22 protein-coding genes are annotated in these 23383 nt (G+C 66.7%); 15 read left to right on the top strand and 7 right to left on the bottom strand.

Features of this window, described 5'->3' with window-relative positions; all coding sequences use genetic code 11:
* The first annotated feature begins 203 nt into the window (after positions 1-203).
* From KW830_RS15075 to accD, 6 genes are all read left to right on the top strand, one after another.
* A complete protein-coding gene (locus tag KW830_RS15075; protein WP_218333604.1) occupies positions 204-2786 on the top strand; it encodes a FimV/HubP family polar landmark protein in 2583 nt (860 codons plus the stop codon).
* A gap of 52 nt (positions 2787-2838) precedes the next feature.
* Positions 2839-3669, top strand: a complete 831-nt coding sequence (gene truA / locus KW830_RS15070) for a tRNA pseudouridine(38-40) synthase TruA (protein WP_066537041.1) — start codon at positions 2839-2841, stop codon at positions 3667-3669.
* 42 nt (positions 3670-3711) lie between these two features.
* Positions 3712-4431: a phosphoribosylanthranilate isomerase gene (locus KW830_RS15065; protein ID WP_218333603.1), complete on the top strand. Its 720-nt coding sequence runs from the start codon at positions 3712-3714 to the stop codon at positions 4429-4431.
* A complete protein-coding gene (gene trpB / locus KW830_RS15060; RefSeq protein WP_218333602.1) occupies positions 4424-5692 on the top strand; it encodes a tryptophan synthase subunit beta in 1269 nt (422 codons plus the stop codon). Before KW830_RS15065 ends, trpB begins: the two co-directional genes overlap by 8 nt.
* Entirely contained in the window at positions 5689-6498 is an 810-nt protein-coding gene (gene trpA / locus KW830_RS15055; RefSeq protein ID WP_066537047.1) for a tryptophan synthase subunit alpha, read from the top strand. Before trpB ends, trpA begins: the two co-directional genes overlap by 4 nt.
* Before the next feature lie 66 nt (positions 6499-6564).
* Positions 6565-7452, top strand: a complete 888-nt coding sequence (gene accD, locus KW830_RS15050) for an acetyl-CoA carboxylase, carboxyltransferase subunit beta (RefSeq protein ID WP_066537056.1) — start codon at positions 6565-6567, stop codon at positions 7450-7452.
* A gap of 107 nt (positions 7453-7559) precedes the next feature.
* Here accD and KW830_RS15045 read toward each other — a convergent pair whose 3' ends face one another.
* Positions 7560-8135, bottom strand: a complete 576-nt coding sequence (locus KW830_RS15045; protein WP_066537058.1) for a YggT family protein — start codon at positions 8133-8135, stop codon at positions 7560-7562.
* Between the two features lie 139 nt (positions 8136-8274).
* Here KW830_RS15045 and KW830_RS15040 point away from each other — a divergent pair, with 139 nt between their 5' ends.
* The 4 genes from KW830_RS15040 (at position 8275) to KW830_RS15025 (ending at position 12611) form a co-directional block, all read left to right on the top strand.
* A complete protein-coding gene (locus KW830_RS15040) occupies positions 8275-8928 on the top strand; it encodes an LON peptidase substrate-binding domain-containing protein (RefSeq protein ID WP_218333601.1) in 654 nt (217 codons plus the stop codon).
* Between the two features lie 232 nt (positions 8929-9160).
* Positions 9161-10714, top strand: a complete 1554-nt coding sequence (lysS, locus tag KW830_RS15035; RefSeq protein WP_066537062.1) for a lysine--tRNA ligase — start codon at positions 9161-9163, stop codon at positions 10712-10714.
* 115 nt (positions 10715-10829) lie between these two features.
* Positions 10830-11870, top strand: coding sequence for a diguanylate cyclase domain-containing protein (locus KW830_RS15030; protein ID WP_066537072.1), 1041 nt, complete (start codon positions 10830-10832; stop codon positions 11868-11870).
* A 90-nt stretch (positions 11871-11960) separates the two neighbouring features.
* Positions 11961-12611 carry a mechanosensitive ion channel family protein gene (locus KW830_RS15025; RefSeq protein WP_066537419.1) on the top strand — a complete coding sequence of 217 codons (651 nt, stop codon included), beginning with the start codon at positions 11961-11963 and terminating at the stop codon, positions 12609-12611.
* A 122-nt stretch (positions 12612-12733) separates the two neighbouring features.
* Here the strand turns inward: KW830_RS15025 and ppk2 are convergent, their stop codons facing one another.
* Entirely contained in the window at positions 12734-13654 is a 921-nt protein-coding gene (gene ppk2, locus KW830_RS15020) for a polyphosphate kinase 2 (RefSeq protein ID WP_218333600.1), read from the bottom strand.
* Positions 13655-13898: 244 nt separating this feature from the next.
* Between ppk2 and KW830_RS15015 the strand changes: the two genes are divergently transcribed.
* The 5 genes from KW830_RS15015 to KW830_RS14995 all read left to right on the top strand — a co-directional run bounded on the left by KW830_RS15015 (position 13899) and on the right by KW830_RS14995 (position 18909).
* Positions 13899-14438, top strand: a complete 540-nt coding sequence (locus KW830_RS15015) for a rhodanese-like domain-containing protein (RefSeq protein WP_218333599.1) — start codon at positions 13899-13901, stop codon at positions 14436-14438.
* 34 nt (positions 14439-14472) lie between these two features.
* Positions 14473-15486, top strand: a complete 1014-nt coding sequence (gene epsC / locus KW830_RS15010) for a serine O-acetyltransferase EpsC (RefSeq protein ID WP_083520440.1) — start codon at positions 14473-14475, stop codon at positions 15484-15486.
* Positions 15487-15488: 2 nt separating this feature from the next.
* Positions 15489-15776 carry a helix-turn-helix domain-containing protein gene (locus KW830_RS15005; protein ID WP_066537075.1) on the top strand — a complete coding sequence of 96 codons (288 nt, stop codon included), beginning with the start codon at positions 15489-15491 and terminating at the stop codon, positions 15774-15776.
* Positions 15777-15857: 81 nt separating this feature from the next.
* Positions 15858-16796, top strand: a complete 939-nt coding sequence (locus KW830_RS15000) for a family 2A encapsulin nanocompartment shell protein (RefSeq protein WP_066537077.1) — start codon at positions 15858-15860, stop codon at positions 16794-16796.
* Between the two features lie 106 nt (positions 16797-16902).
* Entirely contained in the window at positions 16903-18909 is a 2007-nt protein-coding gene (locus KW830_RS14995) for a family 2A encapsulin nanocompartment cargo protein cysteine desulfurase (protein WP_370626139.1), read from the top strand.
* Between the two features lie 106 nt (positions 18910-19015).
* Here the strand turns inward: KW830_RS14995 and purT are convergent, their stop codons facing one another.
* The 5 genes from purT to KW830_RS14970 all read right to left on the bottom strand — a co-directional run bounded on the left by purT (position 19016) and on the right by KW830_RS14970 (position 23228).
* The gene (gene purT / locus KW830_RS14990; RefSeq protein ID WP_066537079.1) at positions 19016-20233 is read right to left on the bottom strand and encodes a formate-dependent phosphoribosylglycinamide formyltransferase; all 1218 of its coding nucleotides are present in this window, start codon (positions 20231-20233) and stop codon (positions 19016-19018) included.
* A 138-nt stretch (positions 20234-20371) separates the two neighbouring features.
* Positions 20372-20701: a DHCW motif cupin fold protein gene (locus KW830_RS14985; RefSeq protein WP_218333598.1), complete on the bottom strand. Its 330-nt coding sequence runs from the start codon at positions 20699-20701 to the stop codon at positions 20372-20374.
* Between the two features lie 120 nt (positions 20702-20821).
* Positions 20822-21490 carry a TenA family protein gene (locus KW830_RS14980; RefSeq protein WP_218333597.1) on the bottom strand — a complete coding sequence of 223 codons (669 nt, stop codon included), beginning with the start codon at positions 21488-21490 and terminating at the stop codon, positions 20822-20824.
* Between the two features lie 89 nt (positions 21491-21579).
* The gene (locus KW830_RS14975; RefSeq protein ID WP_066537082.1) at positions 21580-22050 is read right to left on the bottom strand and encodes a hypothetical protein; all 471 of its coding nucleotides are present in this window, start codon (positions 22048-22050) and stop codon (positions 21580-21582) included.
* Between the two features lie 119 nt (positions 22051-22169).
* Positions 22170-23228 carry a 6-phosphofructokinase gene (locus KW830_RS14970; RefSeq protein WP_066537084.1) on the bottom strand — a complete coding sequence of 353 codons (1059 nt, stop codon included), beginning with the start codon at positions 23226-23228 and terminating at the stop codon, positions 22170-22172.
* Positions 23229-23383 lie beyond the last annotated feature (155 nt).

The following is a 23383-nucleotide window of genomic DNA, read 5'->3' as shown; positions in this document are numbered from 1 at the left end:
CACCCTGGATGCATCCCCACCGGGGAGGCCGACAAGACCCACCGATGTGAGGCGATGCCGTGCCTTGGTCATAATCTGGGCCTGGCCCTTGCGGTCCGCTGCCGGCAACGTTGCTGCCCAGGTGGGCCCCAACTGGATGGATCCACGGGAGCCCTTTGCGATCAACGACTGCCGCCCGGCGGCATAACCACACCACACGCACAATGCATCGTTGGAAACTCTCAGCCCTTGCCGCTGCGGCCTTTGCCTCTGCCGCACTGACCCCCACCGACGCTTCGGCTCTGACCCTGGGTCGCATCGCGGTGCAGTCCGCACTCGGCGAACCGCTGCGCGCCGAAATTGACGTGCCCCAGGCCACGGCCGCCGAGCTGGATGCCCTGCAGGCCCGCATCGCCAACCCGGATGTGTTCAAGGCCCATGGCATGGAATACTCGAATTCCGCCCGCCAGGTGCAGGTGGAAGTGGTGCGCCAGCCTGACGGCACGGCCAAGCTCAAGCTCAGCAGCCGCAGCCCGGTGAGCGATCCCTTCATGGACCTGGTGATCGACGCCAACTGGGCAGCGGGCCATCTGGTGCGCAGCTACACCCTGCTGCTGGATCCCGCCCCCACCCCGCAGGCCACGCCAACGCCGGCGCCCACGAACGCCCCGCAGATCAGCGCCAGCCGCCCTGCCCCCGCACCGGCGTCTGTCACCGGGCGGACCGTCAGCAGCGATGGTGCCGCTCCCGTGGCCGCAGCGCCCGCATCTGCCCCCGCCAAGGCTGCTGCCAGCAGCGGCAGCGTGACCGTGCGGGCCGGTGACACCGCCGGGCAACTGGCCAATGCCCAGCGCCCCGCCGGCGTCTCGCTGGACCAGATGCTGGTGGCCATGCTGCGCGCCAACCCGAATGCCTTCGTCAACGGCAACGTCAACCGCCTGCGTGCCGGCAGCGTGGTGCAGATGCCCAGCAAGGACCAGGCAACCGCCACCACGGCCCAGGAAGCCCGCCAGATCGTGGCGGCCCAGAGCCGTGACTTCAACGAATTCCGCCGCCGCCTCGCCGGCAAGGCCCAGGAAGCCAAGGTGGCCGCCGCCGAGCGCGCCTCTTCCGGCCAGGTGCAGGCCCAGGTGCAGGACAACAGCGCCGCCGCCGCAGCCGCCGACAAGCTGACGCTGAGCAAGGGCGCGCTGAACCAGCACGCGGCCGAGGAAAAGCTGGCCAAGGACAAGCAGGCCAGCGCCCAGGCCGATCGCGTGGGCGAGCTGCAACGCAATCTGTCCGAGCTGCAGAAAGTGGCGTCGGCCTCCGCGCCAGCAGCCCCCGCTGGTGCTGCCAGCGCCGCAGCCGCCCCTGCGGCCGCTGCCACACCCGGCGTGACGCTGCCCGTGGAAGCCCCGGTGGCCGCTGCTGCGACAGCCGACGCCAGCGCAACCACGCCGTCACCCGCCGCGGCAGAGACCCCGTCCGCCGAAGCCTCGGCGGCCCCCCCCGAAGGTACGGCGCCTGACAGCACGGCGCCCGCTGCTACAGAAGCGGCTGCCGCTGCGGCAACGCCCCAGCCCACCGCTGCAGCGGCTCCGGCACCAGTGCCCGCTCCTGCCCCCGGTGCGCTGGACGCGCTGACCGGCGGCAACCCGCTGGTCCTGCCCGCCGCCGGTGGCGTACTGGCCTTGCTGCTGGGCCTGCTGGGCTGGCGCATCGCACAGCGCCGCCGTGCCCCACAGGATGCCGCAGCCGACACGGCTTCCGACAGCCCCGTGCCGCCCGATGCCTTCTTTGCCGACAGCGGCGGCCAGCAGGTCGACACCCACCAGGACGCCGCAGCCGACAGCACGGCCCCGGCCGAAGTGCCCAGCCAGCTGGACAGCGACGACACGGTCGATCCGGTGGCCGAAGCCGAGGTCTACCTGGCCTATGGCCGCGATGTGCAGGCCGAGGAAATCCTGCTGGAGGCGCTACGCACCCAGCCGGAACACCTGGGCGTGCACATGAAGCTGGCCGAAATCCACGCCAAGCGCCAGAACGCCAAGGCCCTGGAAGCCACGGCCCTGGCCGTGCAAGCACTCACCCATGGCGTCGGCCCCAGCTGGGACCGCATTGTGGAACTGGGTCAATCCGTGGACGCCGGCAACCCTCTGTACCAGGAGGCCCCCGCACCCACCGCACCCAGCACCAGCGCGTTTGCCGACGCGCTGGCCAAGAGCCATGCCGCGCCTGCGGCGGCGGTCTCCGCGGCTGCGGCGCAAGCCGCTGGCTCGGCACTGGGCCAGCACCTGCCGCCCGACCTGGATCTGAACCTGGACCTGCCCGGTGCGACCTCCAGCGCCGAAGCAACCGAGGCCGCAGCACCCGTGGCCGAGCCCGAGCTGTCCGAGCCGGACCTGGCGGCGCTGGAACCCGACTGGGACACGCCGGAAGAACCGGCCGCCCCTGCGCAGGTGGTGGAGCCGCTTGCTGCCGCAACACCCGAGCTCCAGAAACCACCGGAGCTGGAGACGCTGGACTTCACGCTGGACGACGAACCCGCCACCGTGCCCACCCCTGCCGCAGTCTCTGCCGCCAACATCGACCTGGGGCTGAACCTGGGTGATCTGGACCTGGACCTGGGCGATGCCCCGGCCCCGGACACTGCCGCAGCCCCTGCGGTGGCCGATGACCCCCTGTCCACCAAGCTGGACCTGGCCCGCGAATTCCACGCCATCGGCGACAGCGAAGGCGCACGCACCCTGGTCGAGGAAGTGATTGCCGAAGCGTCCGGCGACCTCAAGGAACGTGCCCAAAACCTGCTTGCCGAAATCGATTGATGCTGTTTCTGTGTTTTTCCCCGGCGCATGGCGCTGGGCCTGAGGGCCGGCCATGCGCATAGCCCTCGGGGTCTCCTACAACGGCCAGGCCTACAACGGCTGGCAAAGTCAACCGTCCGGCAACACCGTGCAGGACCACCTCGAAGCGGCCCTGGGCCGCTTCACTGCTCAGGAGGTGTCCACCATCTGCGCGGGCCGCACCGATGCCGGTGTGCACGGACTGATGCAGGTGGTGCATTTCGACACCGCGCTGCAGCGCGCGCCCAACTCCTGGGTGCGTGGCACCAACACCTTTCTGCCCAAGGACATCGCCGTGCAGTGGGCCGCCGAGGTCCCGGAGGGCCTGGATGGCTTCCATTCCCGCGCCTGCGCCACGGCCCGCCGCTATGCCTATGTGCTGCTGCAGTCGCCCGTGCGCCCCAGCGTGGACCACGGCCGGGTGGGCTGGATCTTTCAGCCGCTGGACGCCGAGCGCATGCGGGCCGCGGCCGCACTGCTGCTGGGCGAGCACGATTTTTCATCCTTTCGTGCGGCCGGTTGCCAGGCCAAGACCCCCGTCAAGACCCTGCACCGCATCGACATCCGCTACCGCCCGGCCGGACAGGCCCCCATGCGCGACGGGCAGATGGACTGCGGTTACTGGCACTTCGAATTCGAAGGCAATGCCTTCTTGCACCACATGATCCGCAACATCATGGGCTGCCTGCTGTATGTGGGCCAGGGCACCAAGCCGGTGGAATGGGTGCAGCAGGTGCTGGACGCCCGCTCGCGCGAGGTGGCAGCGCCCACGTTTTCGCCCGACGGACTGTATTTTCTCGGTCCCATCTACGATGCACGCTGGGGCCTGCCGACCGACACGCCCCCGTTTGCCTGGCTGCCCTGAGCGGCCGCGCGCTTTTGACGGCTGCTACGCCTGGGATTTGCCATGTCTGTATCTACCCCCCGCACCCGCATCAAGATCTGCGGCCTGACCCGTGAAGCCGATGTGGACGCCGCCGTGCAAGCCGGTGCGGACGCCATCGGCTTTGTGCTCTACGCCCCCAGCCCCCGGGCGGTAACGGTGGCGCGCGCGGCCGAGCTGGCCCGGCGCCTGCCGCCTTTTGTCACGCCGGTGCTGCTGTTCGTCAACGAGACCGCTCCCAATGTAATAGCTGCATGCAGCCATATACCGGGCGCCACCGTGCAGTTTCATGGGGATGAATCGCCGGCGGACTGCCTGGCCGCCACCGACGCCGGGCGCCGGCCCTTTCTGCGTGCAGCGCGCATTCCCCTCACCGGGGACACTCTGGGGCTCGACCTCGTAGAATATGCCCAACGATATTCCCAGGCCCAGGCCGTTTTGCTGGACGCCCACGTGGAGGGCTACGGCGGCGGCGGGCAAACATTCAATTGGTCACTGCTTCCACCAAACGTCGCCTCTCACCTCGTTTTGTCTGGTGGACTCACGCCTGCAAACGTGACCGATGGCATCTTGCAAGTACGCCCGCGGGGTCTCTCGCTGGCGGTTGATGTCAGTTCCGGCGTCGAGGCCACAGGGCCTGATGGAAAGCCCCTGAAGGGCATCAAGGACGCCGGAAAAATCCAACGCTTCGTTGCGGCCGTGCGCGCCGCCGACGCCCAACTTGCCTCTTTCACCGATGTTTGAATACTCCTACCCCGATGCACGCGGCCATTTCGGCCCCTACGGCGGCAGCTTTGCCAGCGAGACGCTGACCCATGCGCTCGAAGAGCTGAGCCAGGCCTACGCCCAGTACCAGAACGACCCGGACTTCCTGGCCGAGTTCCGCTACGAGCTGGCCCACTTCGTCGGCCGTCCCTCGCCGGTCTACCATGCCGCCCGCATGTCGCAGGAAATGGGCGGCGCCCAGATCTATCTGAAGCGCGAAGACCTCAACCACACCGGTGCCCACAAGATCAACAATGTGATCGGTCAGGCCATGCTGGCCAGGCGCATGGGCAAGCCGCGCATCATTGCCGAAACCGGTGCCGGCCAGCACGGCGTGGCCACGGCCACCATCTGCGCCCGCTATGGCCTGGAATGCGTGGTCTACATGGGTGCCGAGGACGTGAAGCGCCAAAGCCCCAATGTCTACCGCATGAAGCTGCTGGGCGCCACCGTGGTGCCCGTGGAATCCGGCTCCAAGACCCTGAAGGACGCGCTGAACGAAGCCATGCGCGACTGGGTGGCCAATGTGGACAACACCTTCTACATCATCGGCACGGTGGCCGGCCCCGCCCCCTACCCGGCCATGGTGCGTGACTTCCAGAGCGTGATCGGCACCGAATGCCTGACACAGATGCCCGAGCTGCTGAAGCAGCAGCACATTGCGGCCGAGCAACCGGACGCCGTGGTCGCCTGCGTGGGCGGCGGCTCCAATGCCATGGGCATCTTCTACCCCTACATCCCCTTCGAAAACACGAAGCTGATCGGGGTCGAGGCGGCCGGTGAGGGCCTGGAAAGCGGCAAGCACTCCGCCTCGCTGCAAAAAGGCAGCTCCGGCGTGCTGCACGGCAACCGCACCTTCATCCTGCAGAACGAAAACGGCCAGATCACCGAGACGCACAGCATCAGCGCCGGCCTGGACTACCCCGGCGTCGGCCCCGAGCATGCCTGGCTGCAGGAACTGGGCCGCGCCCAGTACGTGGGCATCACCGACCAGGAAGCGCTGGAAGCCTTCCACTACCTGTGCCGCACCGAAGGCATCATCCCCGCGCTGGAATCCAGCCATGCCGTGGCCTATGCCATGAAGCTGGCCAAGACCATGCGCGCCGACCAGTCCATTCTGGTCAGCCTGTCCGGCCGGGGTGACAAGGACATCGGCACCGTGGCCGACCTGACCGGCGGCGACTACTACGACCGCCCCAGCATGCGCGGCCACACTGTCAAGGGAGGGCCTGCAGCATGAGCCGCACCGCTACCACATTCGAAAAACTGAAATCCGAAGGCCGCCAGGCGCTGATCCCCTTCATCACTGCCGGCTATCCCTTTGCGGCCATCACCCCGTCGCTGATGCACGGCATGGTGGACGCCGGTGCCGACATCATCGAGCTGGGCGTGCCGTTTTCGGACCCCATGGCCGATGGCCCGGTGATCCAGAAAGCCGGTGACCGCGCCATTGCCAATGGTGTGGGCCTGGCCCAGGTGCTTGCCTATGTGGCCGAATTCCGCCAGAAAGACAGCACCACCCCGGTGGTGCTGATGGGCTATGCCAACCCGGTGGAGCGCTACGACCAGATCCACGGCCAGGACGCCTTCATCAACGATGCGGCAGCCGCCGGCGTGGACGGCGTGCTGGTGGTGGACTATCCGCCCGAGGAATCCGAGGAATTTGCCGCCAAGCTGCAGGCGCGCGGCATGGACCAGATCTTCCTGCTGGCCCCCACCAGCACCGTGGAACGCATGCAGCAGGTGGCACGCATTGCCAGCGGCTATGTGTATTACGTGTCGCTCAAGGGCGTGACCGGCTCCGGCGCGCTGGACACCGACAGCGTGCAGCAGATGCTGTCCGTCATCCGCCAGCACGTGCACATCCCGGTCGGCGTCGGCTTTGGCATCCGCGATGCCCAGACCGCCCAGACCATTTCCCAGTTTTCGGACGCGGTCATCATCGGCAGCAAGATCATTCAGCTGCTCGAAGACCAGCCACACGAAAAAATCATTCCCCTGACCATTGATTTCCTGCGCGGCGTGCGCAAGGCGATGGACGCATAATGCGGCACCGTCACCGCATCCCCTCCGGGAGGATGCGGTGATCCTGCCTGAAAGAAGGAAGACACCATGTCCTGGCTCGAAAAACTCCTGCCTGCCAAAATCCAGCAAACGACCCCCTCGGAACGCCAAACGCAGATTCCCGAAGGCCTGTGGATCAAGTGCCCCAGCTGCGAATCCGTGTTGTACAAGGCCGATCTGGAAAAGAACCAGAACGTCTGCCCGACCTGCGGTCACCACCACCGCATCGGTGCCCGTGCACGCCTGAACCACTTTCTGGACGCCGAAGGCCGCTATGAGATCGGTCAGGAAGTCATTCCCGTTGACGCGCTGAAGTTCCAGGACAGCCGCAAATACCCCCAGCGCCTGAAAGAAGCCCTGGAAAACACGGGTGAGACCGATGCCCTGATCGTCATGGGCGGCGCGGTGAAGGGCATCGAGCTGGTCGTGGCCTGCTTCGAGTTCGACTTCATGGGCGGCTCCATGGGCTCCGTGGTGGGCGAGCGCTTTGTGCGCGGTGTCGAGACGGCCATCGAGCAGAAAGTGCCTTTTGTGTGCTTCACCGCCACCGGTGGCGCCCGCATGCAGGAAGGCCTGCTGTCCCTGATGCAGATGGCCAAGACCAATGCCGCACTGACCCGCCTGGCCAAGAAGGGCCTGCCCTACATCAGCGTGCTGACCGACCCGACCATGGGCGGCGTGTCGGCCGGCTTCGCCTTCGTGGGCGACATCGTGATGGCCGAGCCCAAGGCCCTGATCGGCTTTGCCGGCCCCCGCGTGATCGAAACCACGGTGCGCGTGAAGCTGCCCGAAGGCTTCCAGCGTGCCGAGTTCCTGAAGGAAAAGGGTGCCGTGGACATGATCGTCGACCGCCGCGAACTGCGCCAGACCGTGGCCACCTCGCTGGCCATGCTGCAACGCCTGCCGGCCGATGCCGTGGTGCAAGGCGCCGAGTAAGCCCAGCCTATCCTGCGCCAGGCAATAAAAAAAGCGGTCCCCGGACCGCTTTTTTTGTGTCTGCACCGCAGGCCAGGGCGTGTTCCGCCTGGCCCAGGCGGCGGCGCCTACATCATGGCCATGCCTGCCGCCACGCTGCCCAGCACGCTGAACTGCAGGTGGGCCAGCACCATCAGCAGCACCTGCAACACGATCAGCGCCGCCAGCGGTGACAGGTCCACCCCGCCCACCAACGGGATGATGCGCTGCAACGGGCGCAGCACGGGCTGGCACAGGCGGGCGATCACGCCATAGATGGGCGAATGCGGCGACACCCAGGACAGGATGGCGTAGACGATCAGCAGGCCGATCAGCCCGGTCAGCACCATGCGCGCCAGGCCGAACAGCGCCAGCAGCGGCACCATCACCAGCGAGCCCGCTGCGCCCGCCAGGCCCCACAGCAGCAGATAGTGCACCAGCTGGATCAGGATGGCGCCGATCAGGCTGGACATGTCGTACTTGCCCGTGGGCTTGATGACCTTGCGCAGCGGCATCACCAGCCAGTCGGACAAGGCAAACACCAGCTGCCCCACGGGGTTGGAAAACGGCACGCGCTGGACCTGCATGTACAGGCGCAGCAGGCAGGCGCCCGAAATCAGGCCGGCGGCCACTTCAAGAAGAAAAGACAGGATTTGCTCGATCATGGACGGGTCAGCGCTCCAGTGGTGGGGTGCGACGGCAATCGCAAAACAGTGAATGCTGCAACAGCGGAAACAAGTTGAGACAACCAGCCCCGCTTCCGGGGCTGCATGGGATGATGATAGCGATGGAAAGCTGCTGCCCATGCCAAACCCGCTGACCTTGACCTCGCTGCCGTTGTTTCCGCTGAACACCGTGCTGTTTCCTGGCGGTCAGCTGCCTTTGCGGGTGTTCGAGGTGCGGTACCTGGATATGGTGCGCAAGTGCCACCAGGCGGGCACTCCATTTGGCGTGGTGGCCCTGACCGGTGGCGAAGAGGTGCGCCGCCCGATGCAACCCACCGAATCCTTCCACCCGGTGGGCACCTTGGCCCAGATCCAGCAACTCGACAGCGTACAGCCCGGTCTGCTGCACATCCTGTGCCAGGGCCATGCCCGCATGCACCTGGACCGCGCCCACCAGCTGCCCCATGGCCTGTGGGTGGCCGACGTCTCCCTGATTGCCATGGACCTGCGCTGTGGCGTTCCCGAAGACCTGCGCAGCATCAGCCAGGCCCTGTCCCAGGTGCTGCACAAGCTGCACCAGCGCCAGCTGGCCCAGGAAGACCGGGTGCAGGGCCCGTCCGTGGACCTGCCCACCGACCTGCAGCTGGACGACTGCGGCTGGGTCGCCAACCGCTGGTGCGAGCTGCTGCCCATTCCGCTCGCGCTCAAGCAGCAATTGCTGGAGCTGGAAAGCCCGCTGGTGCGGCTGGAACTGGTCGGCGATGTGCTGGAGCGCACTGGCATTGCCTTCTGAGCGGCAGCGCCGTCCGTCACCCCCTCTGTCCATTCCCGCTCCCGCGGTCCGCGGGCCGTCCTCTTCCAGCCCCCTGGGCTCACTGCGGTCGTTGCCCAGGCCCACCGCGCGCCAGCTCGCCGCAGCCGCCCTGGCGGTGCGCCATTACCGCACTTACCCACATTCAGAGGCAAAAAAACTAGAATGCAGGGTTTTGGTATTTGCAACAACGGCCTGCGGGCTGCGCACCTCCATGTCTGACACCACCCACACCGCTGCGGCAGAAGTTGCCGCTCCCCAGGACGAAAACAAGCTCATCGCCGAACGCCGCGAAAAACTCAAGGCCCTGCGCGAGCAGGTCAAGGCCCAGGGTGGTGTGGCATTCCCCAATGACTTCAAGCCTGCCGACCGCGCTGCCGACCTGATTGCGGCGCACGCCGGCCAGGAAGCCGAAGCCCTGGACGCCGCTGCCGCCACCGTCAGCGTGGGCGGCCGCATGATGCTCAAGCGCGTGATGGGCAAGGCCAGCTTTGCCACCATCCAGGACGCCACCGGCCGCATCCAGATCTATGTGACCCGCGACGCCGTGGGCGAAGAGGTCTATGCCGACTTCAAGAAGTGGGACCTGGGCGACATCATCGGTGCCGAAGGCGTGCTGATGAAGACCAAGACCGGCGAACTGTCGATCAAGGCCACCCGCATCCGCCTGCTGACCAAGAGCCTGCGCCCCATGCCCGACAAGTTCCACGGCATGGCCGACCAGGAACAGAAGTACCGCCAGCGCTACGTCGACCTGATGATGGACGAAGACGCCCGCAAGCGTTTTGTGGCCCGCAGCAAGGCCGTCTCCGGCATGCGCGACTTCATGGTGCAAAACGGCTTCCTGGAAGTCGAAACCCCCATGCTGCACCCCATCCCTGGTGGTGCCAATGCCAAGCCGTTCATCACCCACCACAACGCGCTCGACCAGGAGATGTACCTGCGCATTGCGCCGGAGCTCTACCTCAAGCGCCTGGTGGTCGGTGGTTTCGAGCGCGTGTTCGAGATCAACCGCAACTTCCGCAACGAAGGCATCTCGGTGCGCCACAACCCCGAGTTCACCATGATGGAGTTCTACGCGGCCTACTGGAACTACCGCGACATCATGGACTACACCGAAGCCCTGGTGCGCGACACCGCCACCAAGGCCGTGGGCACGCTGCAGCTGACCTACGGCGGCAAGCCGGTGGACCTGGCCGCGCCGTTCGAGCGCCTGACCATCCCGGAAGCCATCGTCAAGTACACCGATGCCGGCGAGAACGTGGGCAACCGCGAGTGGCTGACCAATGCCCTGAAGAAGCTGGGCATGAAGGAAGACAAGGACAAGCTGTCCACCCGCTCCCTGGCCAGCCTGCAGGTGCTGTACTTCGAAGAAGTGGTCGAAGAGAAACTGTGGAACCCCACCTTCATCATGGAGCACCCCACCGAGATTTCGCCGCTGGCCCGTGCCAACGACGACCGCCCCGAGGTGACCGAGCGCTTCGAGCTCTACATCACCGGCCGTGAATTCGGCAACGGCTTCTCCGAGCTGAACGACGCCGAAGACCAGGCCGCCCGCTTCAACGCCCAGGTGGATGCCAAGGACGGCGGTGACGACGAAGCCATGTACTTCGACCACGACTTTGTGCGCGCCCTGGAATACGGCATGCCCCCCACCGGCGGCTGCGGCATCGGGATTGACCGTTTCATGATGCTGCTCACAGACAGCGCCAGCATTCGTGACATCATTTTGTTCCCTGCCCTGCGCCGCGAACAGAACGCCGGATAAAACCACGTTCGGCGGCCCGCGATGGCTGCCTTCGTAACCAACCACTACACTGGGCCGCACATCGCGGCCCTTTGTGCGTGGTGGCGCCGCTTTTTTGGAGAGACAGGACTGCCGAATGCATGCATCCCCTGCATTGAATGCCGCAGCGCCCCATCCGGACGCTTCGCCCCCCTTGTCCAACAGCTTCACCGTGCTGGTGGTGGACGATCAGGCCTCGGTGCGCCATTCCCTGATCACCGAACTGCGCCACGCAGGCGTCACCGAGGTGATGGAAGCCGTGGACGCACCGTCTGCCGTGCAGATGTTCAAGATGCGCCGCCCGGACCTGGTGCTGCTGGACATCCGCCTGCCCACGCACGACGGCTACTGGGTCGCCCAGCAGCTGCGCGAGGCCGAAGTGGGCGACTGGACGCCCATCATTTTCCTGTCGGGCCTGGACAACGACCTGGACATCTGGCGCGGCATTGAATCCGGTGGCGACGACTACCTGATCAAGCCCGTCAAGCCCATTGTGCTGATCGCCAAGCTGCGTGCCATGCGGCGCCTGCTGGACATGCGCCGCCGCCTGGTCAGCCTGTCGGCCGAGCTGCACCTGGCCAACCAGCGCCTCAACGAGATGGTGGAGGTCGACTCCCTGACCGGGCTGGTCAACCGCCGCGGCTTCGACCGCATCCTGCACTCCGAGATCGATGCCGCCCGCCGCGAGCAGCAACCGCTGACACTGATGCTGTGCGACCTGGACCATTTCAAGCGCTTCAATGACGCCGCAGGCCATGTGCAGGGCGATGACTGCCTGCGCGCCGTGGGCCGGCTGCTCAAGGAGGTCTGCGTGCGCCCGCGCGACGTGGCCTCGCGCTACGGTGGGGAGGAGTTTGCGATGATTCTGCCCAACACGCCGCGCTCCGGCGCCATGACGTTTGCCCGTGCGCTGGGCAGCATGCTGCGCAGCCGCGCCATCCCCCATCCGGATTCGCCCAACGGCGCCGTGCTGTCGCTGTCCGGCGGCATCACCACCTGCATTCCCGACGAAGGCACCAGCGCCGAGAGCATGGTGATGCGCGCCGACGAAGCGCTGTACGCGGCCAAAGCCCAGGGCCGCGACCGGTTTTTCAGTTTCGAGATGCAGATGGATACCATTGAGCAACGCCGGGTCTGAACCCGGCCTGCGCCACACCGACCAGGGCACCACGGCGGTGCCCTGTTTTTTTGGATAGAAAGTTTTGTTCCCGTGACCCTGCTGCAACGCATGAAGAGCCTCCAGACCCATTTGCCCGCCTGGGTGACGGACTGGCTGGATGTCGTGGTTCCCCTGCTCCAGATGGTGCTGATCATCGTGGTCGCCTGGCTGCTGCACCGCCTGCTCAAACGGCTGATCGTGCGCGCCAGTGACCACTACCAGTTCCCGCACGAGCTGCTGATGCCCATCCACACCGTGGTGCGCTGGCTGATCATCATCAGCGCGCTGCTGCTGGTGCTGGAGCGCCTGGGGGTCTCTGCCAGCGTGCTGTGGACGGCCTTCACCGGCTTTGCGACCGTGGGCGCCGTGGCGTTTTTTGCAGCGTGGAGCGTGCTGTCCAACCTGTTCTGCGCCTTCCTGATCTTCACCGTGGGGCCGTTTCGCGTGGGCGATCACATCGAGCTGCTGGACACGGCCGAAAAGCCCGGCGCCCTGGGCAAGGTGGTGGACATCAACCTGCTCTACACCACGCTGGAAGACGCCACCGCCCCGGTGGCCGGCACGCTGCTGCAGATTCCGAATGCACTGATCTTCCAGCGCGTGGTGCGCCGCTGGCGCGCCGGCACCGAGCTGCCGCCCGAAAAGCTGCAGCACCCGGCCCCGCCGGCCCCCGGTGCATCGGAACCTGCTCCCGCCCCCAAGAGCGCGACCTTCCCGTAAGCACCGCGCCCTCCAGACAAAAAGCCCTGCTGCATTGCACCAGGGCTTTTTTTGATCCGCAGGGGCGGCATGGACCCGAGCCCGACCGCCTGGTGGCGCCTGCGGCGCGGTATGGGCAGCGCTCAGTACAGCTGGGGCACGATCATGCTTTCCGGCACCGGGTTGCGCAGGTAGTCCGCATAGCGCACGCGCGCGGGCAGCTCCACTTCAGGGCGTTGCACCTCGCTGTAGGGGAACTGCGACAGCAAATGCCGTATGCAGTTCAGCCGCGCCTGCTTCTTGTTGTCGGCCGGCACCACCCACCACGGTGCTTCGGGGATGTGGGTGTGTTCCATCATCACTTCCTTGGCACGGGTGTAGTCCTCCCAGCGGCGGCGGGACTCCAGGTCCATGGGTGAGAGCTTCCACTGCTTGAGCGGGTCGTGGATGCGCCCCAGAAAGCGCAGGTGCTGCTCTTCGTCGGTGATGGAGAACCAGTACTTGATCACGCGGATGCCGGAGCGCGCCAGCATGCGCTCGAACTCGGGCACGGAGCGGAAGAACTCGTCGTACTCCTCGTCCGAACAGAAACCCATCACCCGTTCCACCCCGGCGCGGTTGTACCAGCTGCGGTCAAACAGCACCATCTCCCCGGCGGCCGGCAGGTGGGCGGCATAGCGCTGAAAGTACCACTGCGTGCGTTCGCGGTCGTTCGGGGCCGGCAGCGCCACCACGCGACACACGCGCGGATTCAGGCGCTGGGTGATGCGCTTGATCACGCCGCCCTTGCCGGCGGCATCCCGCCCCTCGAACAGGATCACGGCCTTCTGTTTGGTGGACGCCACCCAGTCCTGCAGTTTGACCAGCTCGGCCTGCAACCGGAACAGCTCCTTGAAATACGCCACGCGCTGGGCATGGCTTTCCGGTGCAACTTCTGCCGCGCCCGGTACGGCGCCGAGCACCCCGGTACGGTCTTCGATTTCCAGCTCCAGCTCTTCGTCCAGGCTGTCCAGCAGGTCGCTCTCGATACGGCGCACCAGCTCTTCACGGTTGTCCCAATTCATCGCACACCTTCTTGCTTTGCCGGTTGTGGCATCTGCCACACAGGCTACGCGCCCCGTGCGACGGTTTGATGACAGCCGCGTTCAGCCCGCCCGTCGGCCGCCACCGGAGGCCGGCATCGCTGTGTTGCTTCATCGTTTTGCGCACAAGCACATCCATTTTTGTTCGTTGGATGTGACGCCGGCGGCTCGCAAGATGCTGTCTATCGCCATCTTCCTGCGATGGATTGCACCGAAAGACCACGCCATGACTTACACCGCTACCGCCGCCGAGACCACCGCCACCGCCACCGCCACCGCCACCACCGCCACCACCGCCGCCGCCCAGCGCCCGCAGCTGCCTGCCGTGCTGCAGCAGGCCCTGGCGCAGGCCCAGGAACAAGGCCTGCCCTACGCCGGCAGCGTGGCCCCGCTCCAGGCCTGGCAGCTGGTGCAGCAAGGCCTGGCCCTGCTGGTGGACGTGCGCAGCGCCGAAGAACGCAAGTTTGTCGGCCAAGTGCCGGGCAGTGCCCATGTGGCCTGGGCCAGCGGCACGGCGCTGACACGCAACCCCCGCTTTGCCCGCGAACTGGCCGCGCTGCACGCCAAACAGCCACAACCGCTGCCTGTGCTGCTGTTGTGTCGCAGCGGCAAACGCTCCGCCCTGGCCGCCCAGGAAGCAGCCAAGGCCGGCCTGCCCCATGTCTTCAATGTCAGCGAAGGCTTTGAGGGCGACCACGACGCACAGCAGCAACGCGGCCACTTCAATGGTTGGCGCTTTTACGGCCTGCCCTGGGTCCAGGACTGACCCCTCCCCTCTTTACCGGATTGCGATTGCCACCATGAGCTCTTTCGACATTGCCCCCATCGTCACGCAGCTGCGCCAGGTCCGCGACCATTGGCGAGAACAGCAGAACCGCACGGAATCCGGACACCGCGAATTCCCGTCGCGGGACGCCATTGCCCAGGCCGTGGAAGGCCTCAAAGGCGTGCTCTACCCGCAGCGCCTGGGGCCGTCCGACCTGCGCCACGCCAGCGAAGATTTCTATGTGGGCCACACCCTGAACACGGCGCTGCAGCTGCTGCAGACCCAGGCCCAGATCGAGCTGCACTACCGCCACCGCAGCGCGGGAGTGAGCGTGCCGGATCCCTCCGGCCAGGCGGCCCAGGCCCAGCGCGCAGTCCAGGCCTTTGCCCAGCAGTTGCCCCTGTTGCGCCAGTTGCTGGACATCGATGTGCTGGCGGCCTTCCATGGCGACCCCGCTGCGCGCAGCGTGGACGAGGTGGTGCTGAGCTACCCCGGCGTGCTGGCGCTGATCCACCACCGCATCGCCCACGCCTTCTACCGGCTGGAGCTGCCGCTGCTGGGCCGCATCATGGCCGAGCTGGCCCATGGGCAGACGGGCATCGACATCCACCCCGGCGCACAGATCGGCCCCGGCTTCTTCATCGACCACGGCACCGGTGTCGTGATTGGCGAAACCGCCGTCATCGGCCAGAACGTGCGCATCTACCAGGCCGTGACACTGGGCGCCAAGCGCTTTCCCAAGGATGCCCAGGGCCATCTGCAAAAAGGCTGGGCACGCCACCCCATCGTGGAGGATGACGTGGTGATCTACGCTGGCGCCACCATCCTGGGGCGGGTGACCATTGGCAAAGGCGCGGTCATCGGCGGCAACGTCTGGATCACCGACGACGTGCCCGCCGGCACCCATGTCAGCCAGGCCAGCCTGCGCCAGGCCGAGCAACCGGCGGAGCAGCCGGTGGAGCAGTCCGAAGCTGCGGCGGTGGCGCCCGCCACACCCCCGGTGCTGTCCGCTCCGGCCCCGGAACGCACCGCCCGCGTGGCCGCCTGAACATGCCCGCGCAACACTTGGTCCAGGACTTCGGACTGGCCGTGCGCCAGCTGCGCGAAGGGCATGGCTGGTCGCAGGAGCACCTGGCCGCACAGTCCGATCTGAACCGCTCCTATGTGGGCGAGATCGAGCGCGGCCAGGTGGCGCCCTCGCTGATCACGCTGCACAAACTGGCCCAGGCCCTGCACCTGGGCACAGCCGACCTGCTGGCGCATGCCGAACGCATACGCCTGCAGCGTGAAAGCCAGCGCCAGCACCTGGCGACGCGCTTGGCGGCGATAGCCGGTTGAAGCCCGATCGGCGGCATTGAACACTGGCGAAGACTGTTTTCCCGCATTTCCCACCACCGATTCCACCAGGAGCCTTTTTCCATGACAGCAACCGTCGGCGGTACCACCGCCCTGGGCGACAACGCAGCCCGCCAGCTTGCCAATGCCACCAAGACCGCACCGCAGCTGGCCACGATCACGCCGCGCTGGCTGACCCATCTGCTGCAATGGGTGCCGGTGGAGGCCGGCATCTACCGCGTCAACCAGGTCCAGAACCCGGAGGACATCAAGGTCACCTGCACCGCCAAGCAGCACGAGAACCAGCTGCCGCGCACCTATGTGGACTACGACGCCAAGCCGCGCGAGTACTTCCTGAACGCAGTCTCCACCGTGCTGGATGTGCACACCCGCATCTCCGACCTCTACAGCAGCCCGCACGACCAGATCAAGGAACAGCTGCGCCTGACGATCGAGACCATCAAGGAAAACCAGGAAAGCGAGCTGATCAACAACCCCGACTACGGCCTGCTGTCCCAGGTGAGCGACGAGCAGCGCATCTTCCCGCTGACCGGCGCCCCCACCCCCGATGACCTGGACGAGCTGCTGACCAAGGTCTGGAAGGAACCCGCCTTCTTCCTGGCCCACCCGTTGACCATTGCCGCCTTTGGCCGCGAAGCCACGCGCCGTGGCACGCCTCCGCCCACTGTCAGCCTGTTCGGCAGCCAGTTCATCACCTGGCGCGGCGTGCCGCTGATCCCTTCGGACAAGGTGCCGGTGGCCGATGGCAAGAGCAAGATCCTGCTGCTGCGCGTGGGCGACCGCCGCCAGGGCGTGGTGGGCCTGTTCCAGCCCGGCCTGCCCGGCGAACAGAGCCCGGGCCTGTCGGTGCGCTTCATGGGCATCAACAACCACGCCATCGCCAGCTACCTGATCTCGCTGTACTGCTCGCTGGCCGTGCTCACCCCCGACGCCGTGGCCGTGCTGGACGACGTGGAAATCAACAAGTACCACGACTACTCGGTGCTGGACACCTACAAGTAAGTCCCGCTCTGCGCTGCGCCGGGGTGGTTGGCCATCCCCACGCAGCGCACATCCCCAAAGCACAAGCAGCCCCTTTTCGACATCGCGCACCACAGGAGATGCGGTTTTGAGCACCACCACCGCGCAAGTGCCCACCCCGGCCGCCGCACAGGCCGCCCCGCTGGCGCCCCCGATTCCTTCCACCCCGGCTGCGCCGCTGGACACCGGCGCGCTGGCCCAGCTGGCGACGGCCTTGTTCCGCAGCCTGCCCGGCAGCGCCGCCCCCCAGGGCGCCCAGCCCCCCACCACCTGGGCCCCAGGCGGCTCCCCCCTGGCCAGCCCGGCGGGCCTGGCGCCCAATGTGCCCGGAACGCCCTTCCCGCAAGGACAGATCCCGGGGGCCAATGTGCTGCCCAGCAACCCCGGCACCGTGCTGGCCCTGGGCCACCGCGCCGCAACGGCCCGCCCGCATGCGGCCGCCGGCAACGGCGTGCCCGACCAGGCATTCACCGCCCTGCCCGCCTACGAACCCCGCCTGGCCAGCGCCACCGATGGCGTGCCCCAGGCCGCGGCCGCAGCGGCCTCCACGCAGCGGCCCGCCCCCGTGGACGCTGCGGGCGTTGCGCCGCCGCACGCCCCCCATCCCGGACTGGATGCACTGAGCCAGCAGGCGGTGACCGCACTGGGCAGCCAGGGCACGGCACCGGGTACCCCATTCGTTCCCGCCATCCCCTCCGGCCTGCTGGCAACGCCCGCTGCGCCTGCGGCCGCGCTGCCCGGCAGCACCGATGCCGCCGCCCCGCAGTTCTACTTTGTGGATGCGGTCGCCCTGCCCAGCGGTTTTGTCACCCCGGCCAAGCCCCATCCCCACGGGCAGGCCGCCAGCACGCCGCTGGCACAGGCCGACCGCCATCCCGGCTTCGATGTGCAGGCCGTGCGCCGCGACTTTCCCATCCTGGCCGAGCGCATCAACGGCAAGCCGCTGGTCTGGCTGGACAACGCCGCCACCACCCACAAGCCGCGCCAGGTGATCGAGCGCATTGCGCACTTCTACGCGCACGAGAACTCCAACATCCACCGCGCCGCCCACACGCTGGCGGCCCGCGCCACGGACGCCTACGAACACGCCCGTGAAGTGGTGCGCCGCTTCATCCATGCCCCCGATGTGAACGAAGTCATCTTCGTGCGCGGCACCACCGAAGCCATCAACCTGGTTGCCAAGGCCTGGGGCGGGCAGAACGTGGGGGCGGGCGATGAAATCATCGTCAGCCACCTGGAGCACCACGCCAACATCGTCCCCTGGCAGCAGCTGGCGCAGGCCAAGGGAGCCAAGCTGCGCGTGATTCCGGTCGATGACCAGGGACAGATCCGCCTCGACGAATACGAGAAGCTGCTGAACGACCGCACCAAGATCGTCGCCATCGGCCATGTGTCCAATGTGCTGGGCACCGTGGTGCCGGTCAAGGAAGTGGTGGCCCGTGCCCGGGCGCGCGGCATCACCACGCTGGTGGATGGCGCCCAGTCCATCGCCCACACACCGGTCGATGTGCAGGACATCGGGGCGGACTTCTTTGTCTTCTCGGGCCACAAGATCTTTGCCCCCACCGGCATCGGTGCACTCTGGGGCCGCCGCGCCGTGCTGGAGGCCATGCCGCCCTGGCAGGGCGGCGGCAACATGATTGCGGACGTGAGCTTCGAGAAGACGGTGTTCCAGCCGCTGCCCAACACCTTCGAGGCGGGTACCGGCAACATTGCCGACGCCGTGGGACTGGGGGCGGCGCTGGAGTATGTGGAGCGCATCGGCATCGAGAACATCAGCCGCTACGAGCACGCGCTGGTGGACTACGGCATGCAGCAACTGGCCACGATTGCCGGGCTGCGCCTGATCGGCACCGTGCCCGGCAAGGCCAGCGTGCTGTCGTTCACGCTGGAAGGCTATACGACCGACGAGGTGGGCAAGGCGCTGAATGCCGAAGGCATCGCCGTGCGCACGGGCCACCACTGCGCCCAACCGATTCTGCGCCGCTTCGGCGTGGAAACGGCGGTGCGCCCGTCGCTGGCCTTCTACAACACCTTCGAGGAAATCGACCAGCTGGTCGCCATCGTGCGGCGCCTGGCCAGCCAGCGCCGCTGAGGGCGGCCGGCGTCAAAAAAGCCACGGCGCCTTGCGGTGCCGTGGCTTTTTTGTGGGGTACTTCAGCGCTACTCTCCTGCGCCGAAGCGGCCGCTGTCAAGGCCGCTCAGGGCTTGCGCGGCTTGACCTTGCTGGCAGCCAGCTTGGCTGTCACACGGGCCTGCTCCACATCGGCAGCCCGCGCCAGGGCCACGCCCATGCGGCGCTTCACAAAGCTTTCAGGCTTGCCAAACAGGCGCAGATCGGTGCCGGGAATCGCCAGCGCTTCGTCCACGCCGTCAAACACCAGGCCCTGGGCATCCTGGCCGCCGTAGATCACGGCGCTGGCACCGGGGTTGCGCAGGCTGGTGTCCACCGGCAAGCCCAGGATGGCACGGGCATGCAGCTCGAACTCGCTCTGCCACTGGGTGGCCAGCGTGACCAGCCCCGTATCGTGCGGGCGCGGCGAGACTTCGCTGAACCACACCTGCTCGCCCTTGACGAACAGTTCCACGCCGAACAGGCCCAGGCCGCCCAGGTTGTCGGTCACTGCCTTGGCAATCTGCTGCGACTTCGCCTGGGCCATGGCGGACATGGGATGGGGCTGCCAGCTTTCCACATAGTCGCCCGCTTGCTGGATATGGCCGACTGGGTCGCAGAAATGGGTCTGGACCTGGCCATCCGCGCCCTTGGCGCGCACCGTCAGCTGGGTGATTTCGTAGTCGAAGTCGATGAAGCCTTCAACGATCACACGGCCCTTGGCCACGCGGCCACCGGCCATCGCGTAGTCCCAGGCTTTCTGCACATCGGCGGGGCCGTCGATCTTGCTCTGGCCCTTGCCGGAGCTGCTCATTACCGGCTTGACCACGCAGGGGTAGCCGATCGCGGGCTGACCGTCGCTGCCGTCGATGGCGGCCTGCAGCTCGTCCTGGGAATCGCAGAAGCGGTAGGGGCTGGTGGGCAGGCCCAAGGTTTCGGCCGCCAGGCGGCGTATGCCTTCGCGGTCCATGGTCAGGCGCGTGGCGCGCGCCGTGGGAATGACAGTGACCACGCCGGCGGCTTCCAGCTCTTCCAGCATGGGGGTGGCAATGGCTTCGATCTCGGGCACCACCAGATCGGGCTTTTCGGCCTCGATCAAGGCCTTGAGCTGCGCCGGATCGCTCATGGTGATGGTGCGCGCATGGTGGGCCACCTGCTGGCCGGGGGCGTTGTCGTAGCGGTCGACAGCTATGGTCTCCACGCCCAGGCGCTGCAAGGCAATCAGCACTTCCTTGCCCAGCTCGCCGCTGCCCAGCAGCATGACTTTGGTGGCGTGGGGGGTGAGAGGGGTTCCGAGGGTGGTCATAAGCGTTTTCCGTCCAGCCAGCGGGCGTAACCCGCTATCGTTTTACATGGCGGAAGGCTCCGCCGCACAAGCGGAATCATAGTGGCTGGCCGCTGGCCCTGGCGGCCGAACGGGTTGTGCGGCGCCAGCATCTGCCACTCAGTCCACGATGAACAGCTTGGCACCGGAAGGTGCCGAAGAACGGTGCGCTTCCGCCTGGTCGGCCACCTGGTAGCTCATGCCCGGGCGCAGCACCACGTGGCGGCCATCGTCCAGTTCGGTGTGCAGCTCCCCTTCCAGGCACAGCAGGATATGGCCCTTGCTGCACCAGTGGTCGGCCAGGTAACCCGGCGTGTACTCCACCATGCGCACGCGCAGCGCCCCAAACTGGCGGGTGCGCCACCAGGCCGTGCCCTGTTCGCCCGGATGGGCCGTGGGTTCCACCTGCGACCAGTCGGTGGTGCCAAAGGGGATGTCGTTCATCTGCATGGGAAAGTGCTCCTGGGGAAATGCACAGCCATTCTCCATGCAGGCTGCTGCAGTGGGCCGCAGGGCTTGTGCATGCGCCCCATGTCCGCCGGCGATGGTGCAGACACTGCGGCTCCAGGCCTAGGCATAGACATGGTCGAAGAATTGCCGCTCCAGCTGCACGGCACGCTGGAAATAGCCAGCGGCCTCGGCACGGGCCGCGTCGCTCAGCGCCGGACCGACCCGGTCCAGCTCGCTGCGCAGCCAGGCCACGAAGCTGCGGAAGAAGTCATTGGCGTGCAAGGTGATCCACTCCGCATGCTCGAAGCGCACGGGCAGCGGCAGCTGCTGCTTGGCGGGCTGGTCTGCCCAGTCCAGGTACAGGCCTTCGGCCACGGCCAGCACGGCGATGCAGTTGGCGTAGTTCAGGCTCTGCGCGGCTTCGTGCATCAGTTGCTGGAAGGCCTGGGTCTGGGGCGTGAGCGACGGCGCCAGACGCTCGGGCTCGGGCACACCCAGCGCGTCGAAGCTGCGCAGGAAATAGGTGTTCTCGTCGCTGGTGATCATGGCCGCAAACTGCGACAGCGTGACACGCGGCGCAAACCGGTCGGCACTGGCAATGGCAGCGCCCAGCAAGGCCACAAAGCGGTTGATGAACTGGTAGTCCTGCACCAGGTAGCGGCGCAGCACGGCATCGTCCAGCGTGCCAGCAAATATTTCGTCGACAAAACGGTGCTGTACGCAGGCGTTCCAGTCGCTGATGCTGGACTGGCGCAGTTGTTCGGCAAAGCCGGAAGAAATGGTGCTCATGCTCTCGATAGGGATGCTGACCTGGGTGCGCTGCAACAGCGGCACGCCAGGCGGTGGAGGGTCGTATCGTCAGTGCGCGGTTCAGTGCGTCAATGTGTCAGTGCGGCCTTGCCGCTGCCACGCTGGGGCACTTCGCCACTGGCAAAGTCATAGTCCCCGGACCACACGGCATCGCCCCAGTTCCAGTTGGCGCTGGCCTGCTCCAGGCTCAGCACATGCACGCCGGCCAGGTCCTGCACGCGCTCCTGCAGCCAGGCGATCTGGTCGCTGCGCACAAACACCAGGGTGTTGATGCTCCATTCGGCATCGGTCACGCCCAGGCCCTGCAGCTGCTCCAGCAGCGGGGCGTACCACTTGGCCACGCGTTCATTGAGCTTGTTGACCAGCCCCAGCGGGAATCCGGAGGCCGAGACCTCCACCACATACAGCTGGCGCTTGGTGGGACGCAGCGCCACAAAGGCCGGGCTTTGCCAGCCGGCGGCCACATCGTAGTGGTGGGCCACAAAGGTTTCGCCGTTGGCCGTGAGCAGTTGCATCACGGCTTCTTCATGTCGGTCCATGGCTTGTGTTTCTTGCAAATTCAGCAGCCCCGCACCTTAGCGCGTTTTGGCCGCCCTGCCCGCTGCGCACGGTGTAAAAGCCTGCATCAGCCCGGCGCGGCGGCGCACCGGGCGGACGCTCAGCAGTACTCGCCCAGGCAGATGCCGATATCCCGGGCCATGCGCAGCAGCCCATGGTCCAGCGGCACCTTGCGCTGGGTATTGGCGACCTCGGAAATCGCTACGCTGCCAATCGCCCCGTGCTCCAGCGTGACCATGCGGCCGAACTGGCCCTGCAGCACCAGCTGGGCGGCGTGGTGGCCGAACTGGGTGGCCAGCACCCGGTCGAACGGGGTGGGATCGCCACCGCGCTGCACATGGCCCAGCACCGTGGTGCGCACCTCGCTCTGGAGATGCGGCTGCAGGCGTTCGCGCAGCACATGGCCCACGCCGCCCAGGCGCACCGGATCGGGACTGTGGGCAATGTGTTCGCGCACCGTCAGGCTGTGGCCGCTTTCCTTGGCGCCTTCGCCGATGCAGATGATGGTGTAGCGCTGGCGTTGCTCGCGCTCCTGGCAGACATGGATGATGCTCTGCAGGTCGTAGTCGATCTCGGGCAGCAGGATGACGTCGGCCGCGCCGGCAATGCCGGATTCCAGCGCCAGCCAGCCGGCATGGCGCCCCATGGTCTCCACAATCATCACGCGGTGGTGGCTGTTGGCCGTGCTTTCGATGCGGCGCAGGCTTTCGGTCACCGTGGCCACGGCCGTGTCAAAGCCGAAGCTGCGCTCGCAGCGGGCAATGTCGTTGTCGATGGTCTTGGGCACTCCCACGCACTGCAGGCCCACGCGCGACAGACCGTGGGCCAGGCTCATGGTTCCGTCGCCGCCGATGGCCACCACCACGTCCAGGCCCAGCGTCTGGACGTTGCGCCCCACCTGCGCCAGCGTGGCTTCGTCGCGCAGCGGGTTGGCGCTGTTGCTGGTGCCCAGAATGGTACCGCCGATGTGCAGAATGCCCGAGACCTCATCCCAGCTCAGGGGCTTGACGCGCGGCACCTCGCCCATCAGACCTTCAAAGCCGTCGGCAATGCCCAGCACCTCGCACTGGCCATGGTTGATCAGGGACTTGGTGACCGCGCGGATCACTGCATTCAGGCCCGGGCAATCGCCCCCACCGGTCAACACACCAACGCGCATGAAAAGACTCCTTGTTCTGTACCGCACCGGGCGGCGTCATAACCACGCAGCGGTGCAAAACGGAATCATCCCACGCCGGCAGGCGCTTGCGGCATAAAAAAACCCAGCCGGACGCTCTGTCCGGCTGGGTTCGATGGGAGGCATGCCCGGCCCGT

The organism is Comamonas sp. CMM03 (genome assembly GCF_019218715.1).
Classification (GTDB): Bacteria; Pseudomonadota; Gammaproteobacteria; order Burkholderiales; family Burkholderiaceae_C; genus Comamonas; species Comamonas terrigena.
Note: the sequence above shows the minus strand (reverse complement) of the source record. Positions and strands in the feature narration are given on the sequence as shown.

Excerpts from the sequence above, each read along its gene's own strand:
- KW830_RS15075 (WP_218333604.1), top strand. The coding sequence starts at position 204 with ATGCATCGTTGGAAACTCTCAGCCCTTGCCGCTGCGGCCTTTGCCTCT.
- truA (WP_066537041.1), top strand. The coding sequence starts at position 2,839 with ATGCGCATAGCCCTCGGGGTCTCCTACAACGGCCAGGCCTACAACGGC.
- KW830_RS15065 (WP_218333603.1), top strand. The coding sequence starts at position 3,712 with ATGTCTGTATCTACCCCCCGCACCCGCATCAAGATCTGCGGCCTGACC.
- trpB (WP_218333602.1), top strand. The coding sequence starts at position 4,424 with ATGTTTGAATACTCCTACCCCGATGCACGCGGCCATTTCGGCCCCTAC.
- trpA (WP_066537047.1), top strand. The coding sequence starts at position 5,689 with ATGAGCCGCACCGCTACCACATTCGAAAAACTGAAATCCGAAGGCCGC.
- accD (WP_066537056.1), top strand. The coding sequence starts at position 6,565 with ATGTCCTGGCTCGAAAAACTCCTGCCTGCCAAAATCCAGCAAACGACC.
- KW830_RS15045 (WP_066537058.1), bottom strand. The coding sequence starts at position 8,135 with ATGATCGAGCAAATCCTGTCTTTTCTTCTTGAAGTGGCCGCCGGCCTG.
- KW830_RS15040 (WP_218333601.1), top strand. The coding sequence starts at position 8,275 with ATGCCAAACCCGCTGACCTTGACCTCGCTGCCGTTGTTTCCGCTGAAC.
- lysS (WP_066537062.1), top strand. The coding sequence starts at position 9,161 with ATGTCTGACACCACCCACACCGCTGCGGCAGAAGTTGCCGCTCCCCAG.
- KW830_RS15030 (WP_066537072.1), top strand. The coding sequence starts at position 10,830 with ATGCATGCATCCCCTGCATTGAATGCCGCAGCGCCCCATCCGGACGCT.
- KW830_RS15025 (WP_066537419.1), top strand. The coding sequence starts at position 11,961 with ATGAAGAGCCTCCAGACCCATTTGCCCGCCTGGGTGACGGACTGGCTG.
- ppk2 (WP_218333600.1), bottom strand. The coding sequence starts at position 13,654 with ATGAATTGGGACAACCGTGAAGAGCTGGTGCGCCGTATCGAGAGCGAC.
- KW830_RS15015 (WP_218333599.1), top strand. The coding sequence starts at position 13,899 with ATGACTTACACCGCTACCGCCGCCGAGACCACCGCCACCGCCACCGCC.
- epsC (WP_083520440.1), top strand. The coding sequence starts at position 14,473 with ATGAGCTCTTTCGACATTGCCCCCATCGTCACGCAGCTGCGCCAGGTC.
- KW830_RS15005 (WP_066537075.1), top strand. The coding sequence starts at position 15,489 with ATGCCCGCGCAACACTTGGTCCAGGACTTCGGACTGGCCGTGCGCCAG.
- KW830_RS15000 (WP_066537077.1), top strand. The coding sequence starts at position 15,858 with ATGACAGCAACCGTCGGCGGTACCACCGCCCTGGGCGACAACGCAGCC.
- purT (WP_066537079.1), bottom strand. The coding sequence starts at position 20,233 with ATGACCACCCTCGGAACCCCTCTCACCCCCCACGCCACCAAAGTCATG.
- KW830_RS14985 (WP_218333598.1), bottom strand. The coding sequence starts at position 20,701 with ATGCAGATGAACGACATCCCCTTTGGCACCACCGACTGGTCGCAGGTG.
- KW830_RS14980 (WP_218333597.1), bottom strand. The coding sequence starts at position 21,490 with ATGAGCACCATTTCTTCCGGCTTTGCCGAACAACTGCGCCAGTCCAGC.
- KW830_RS14975 (WP_066537082.1), bottom strand. The coding sequence starts at position 22,050 with ATGGACCGACATGAAGAAGCCGTGATGCAACTGCTCACGGCCAACGGC.
- KW830_RS14970 (WP_066537084.1), bottom strand. The coding sequence starts at position 23,228 with ATGCGCGTTGGTGTGTTGACCGGTGGGGGCGATTGCCCGGGCCTGAAT.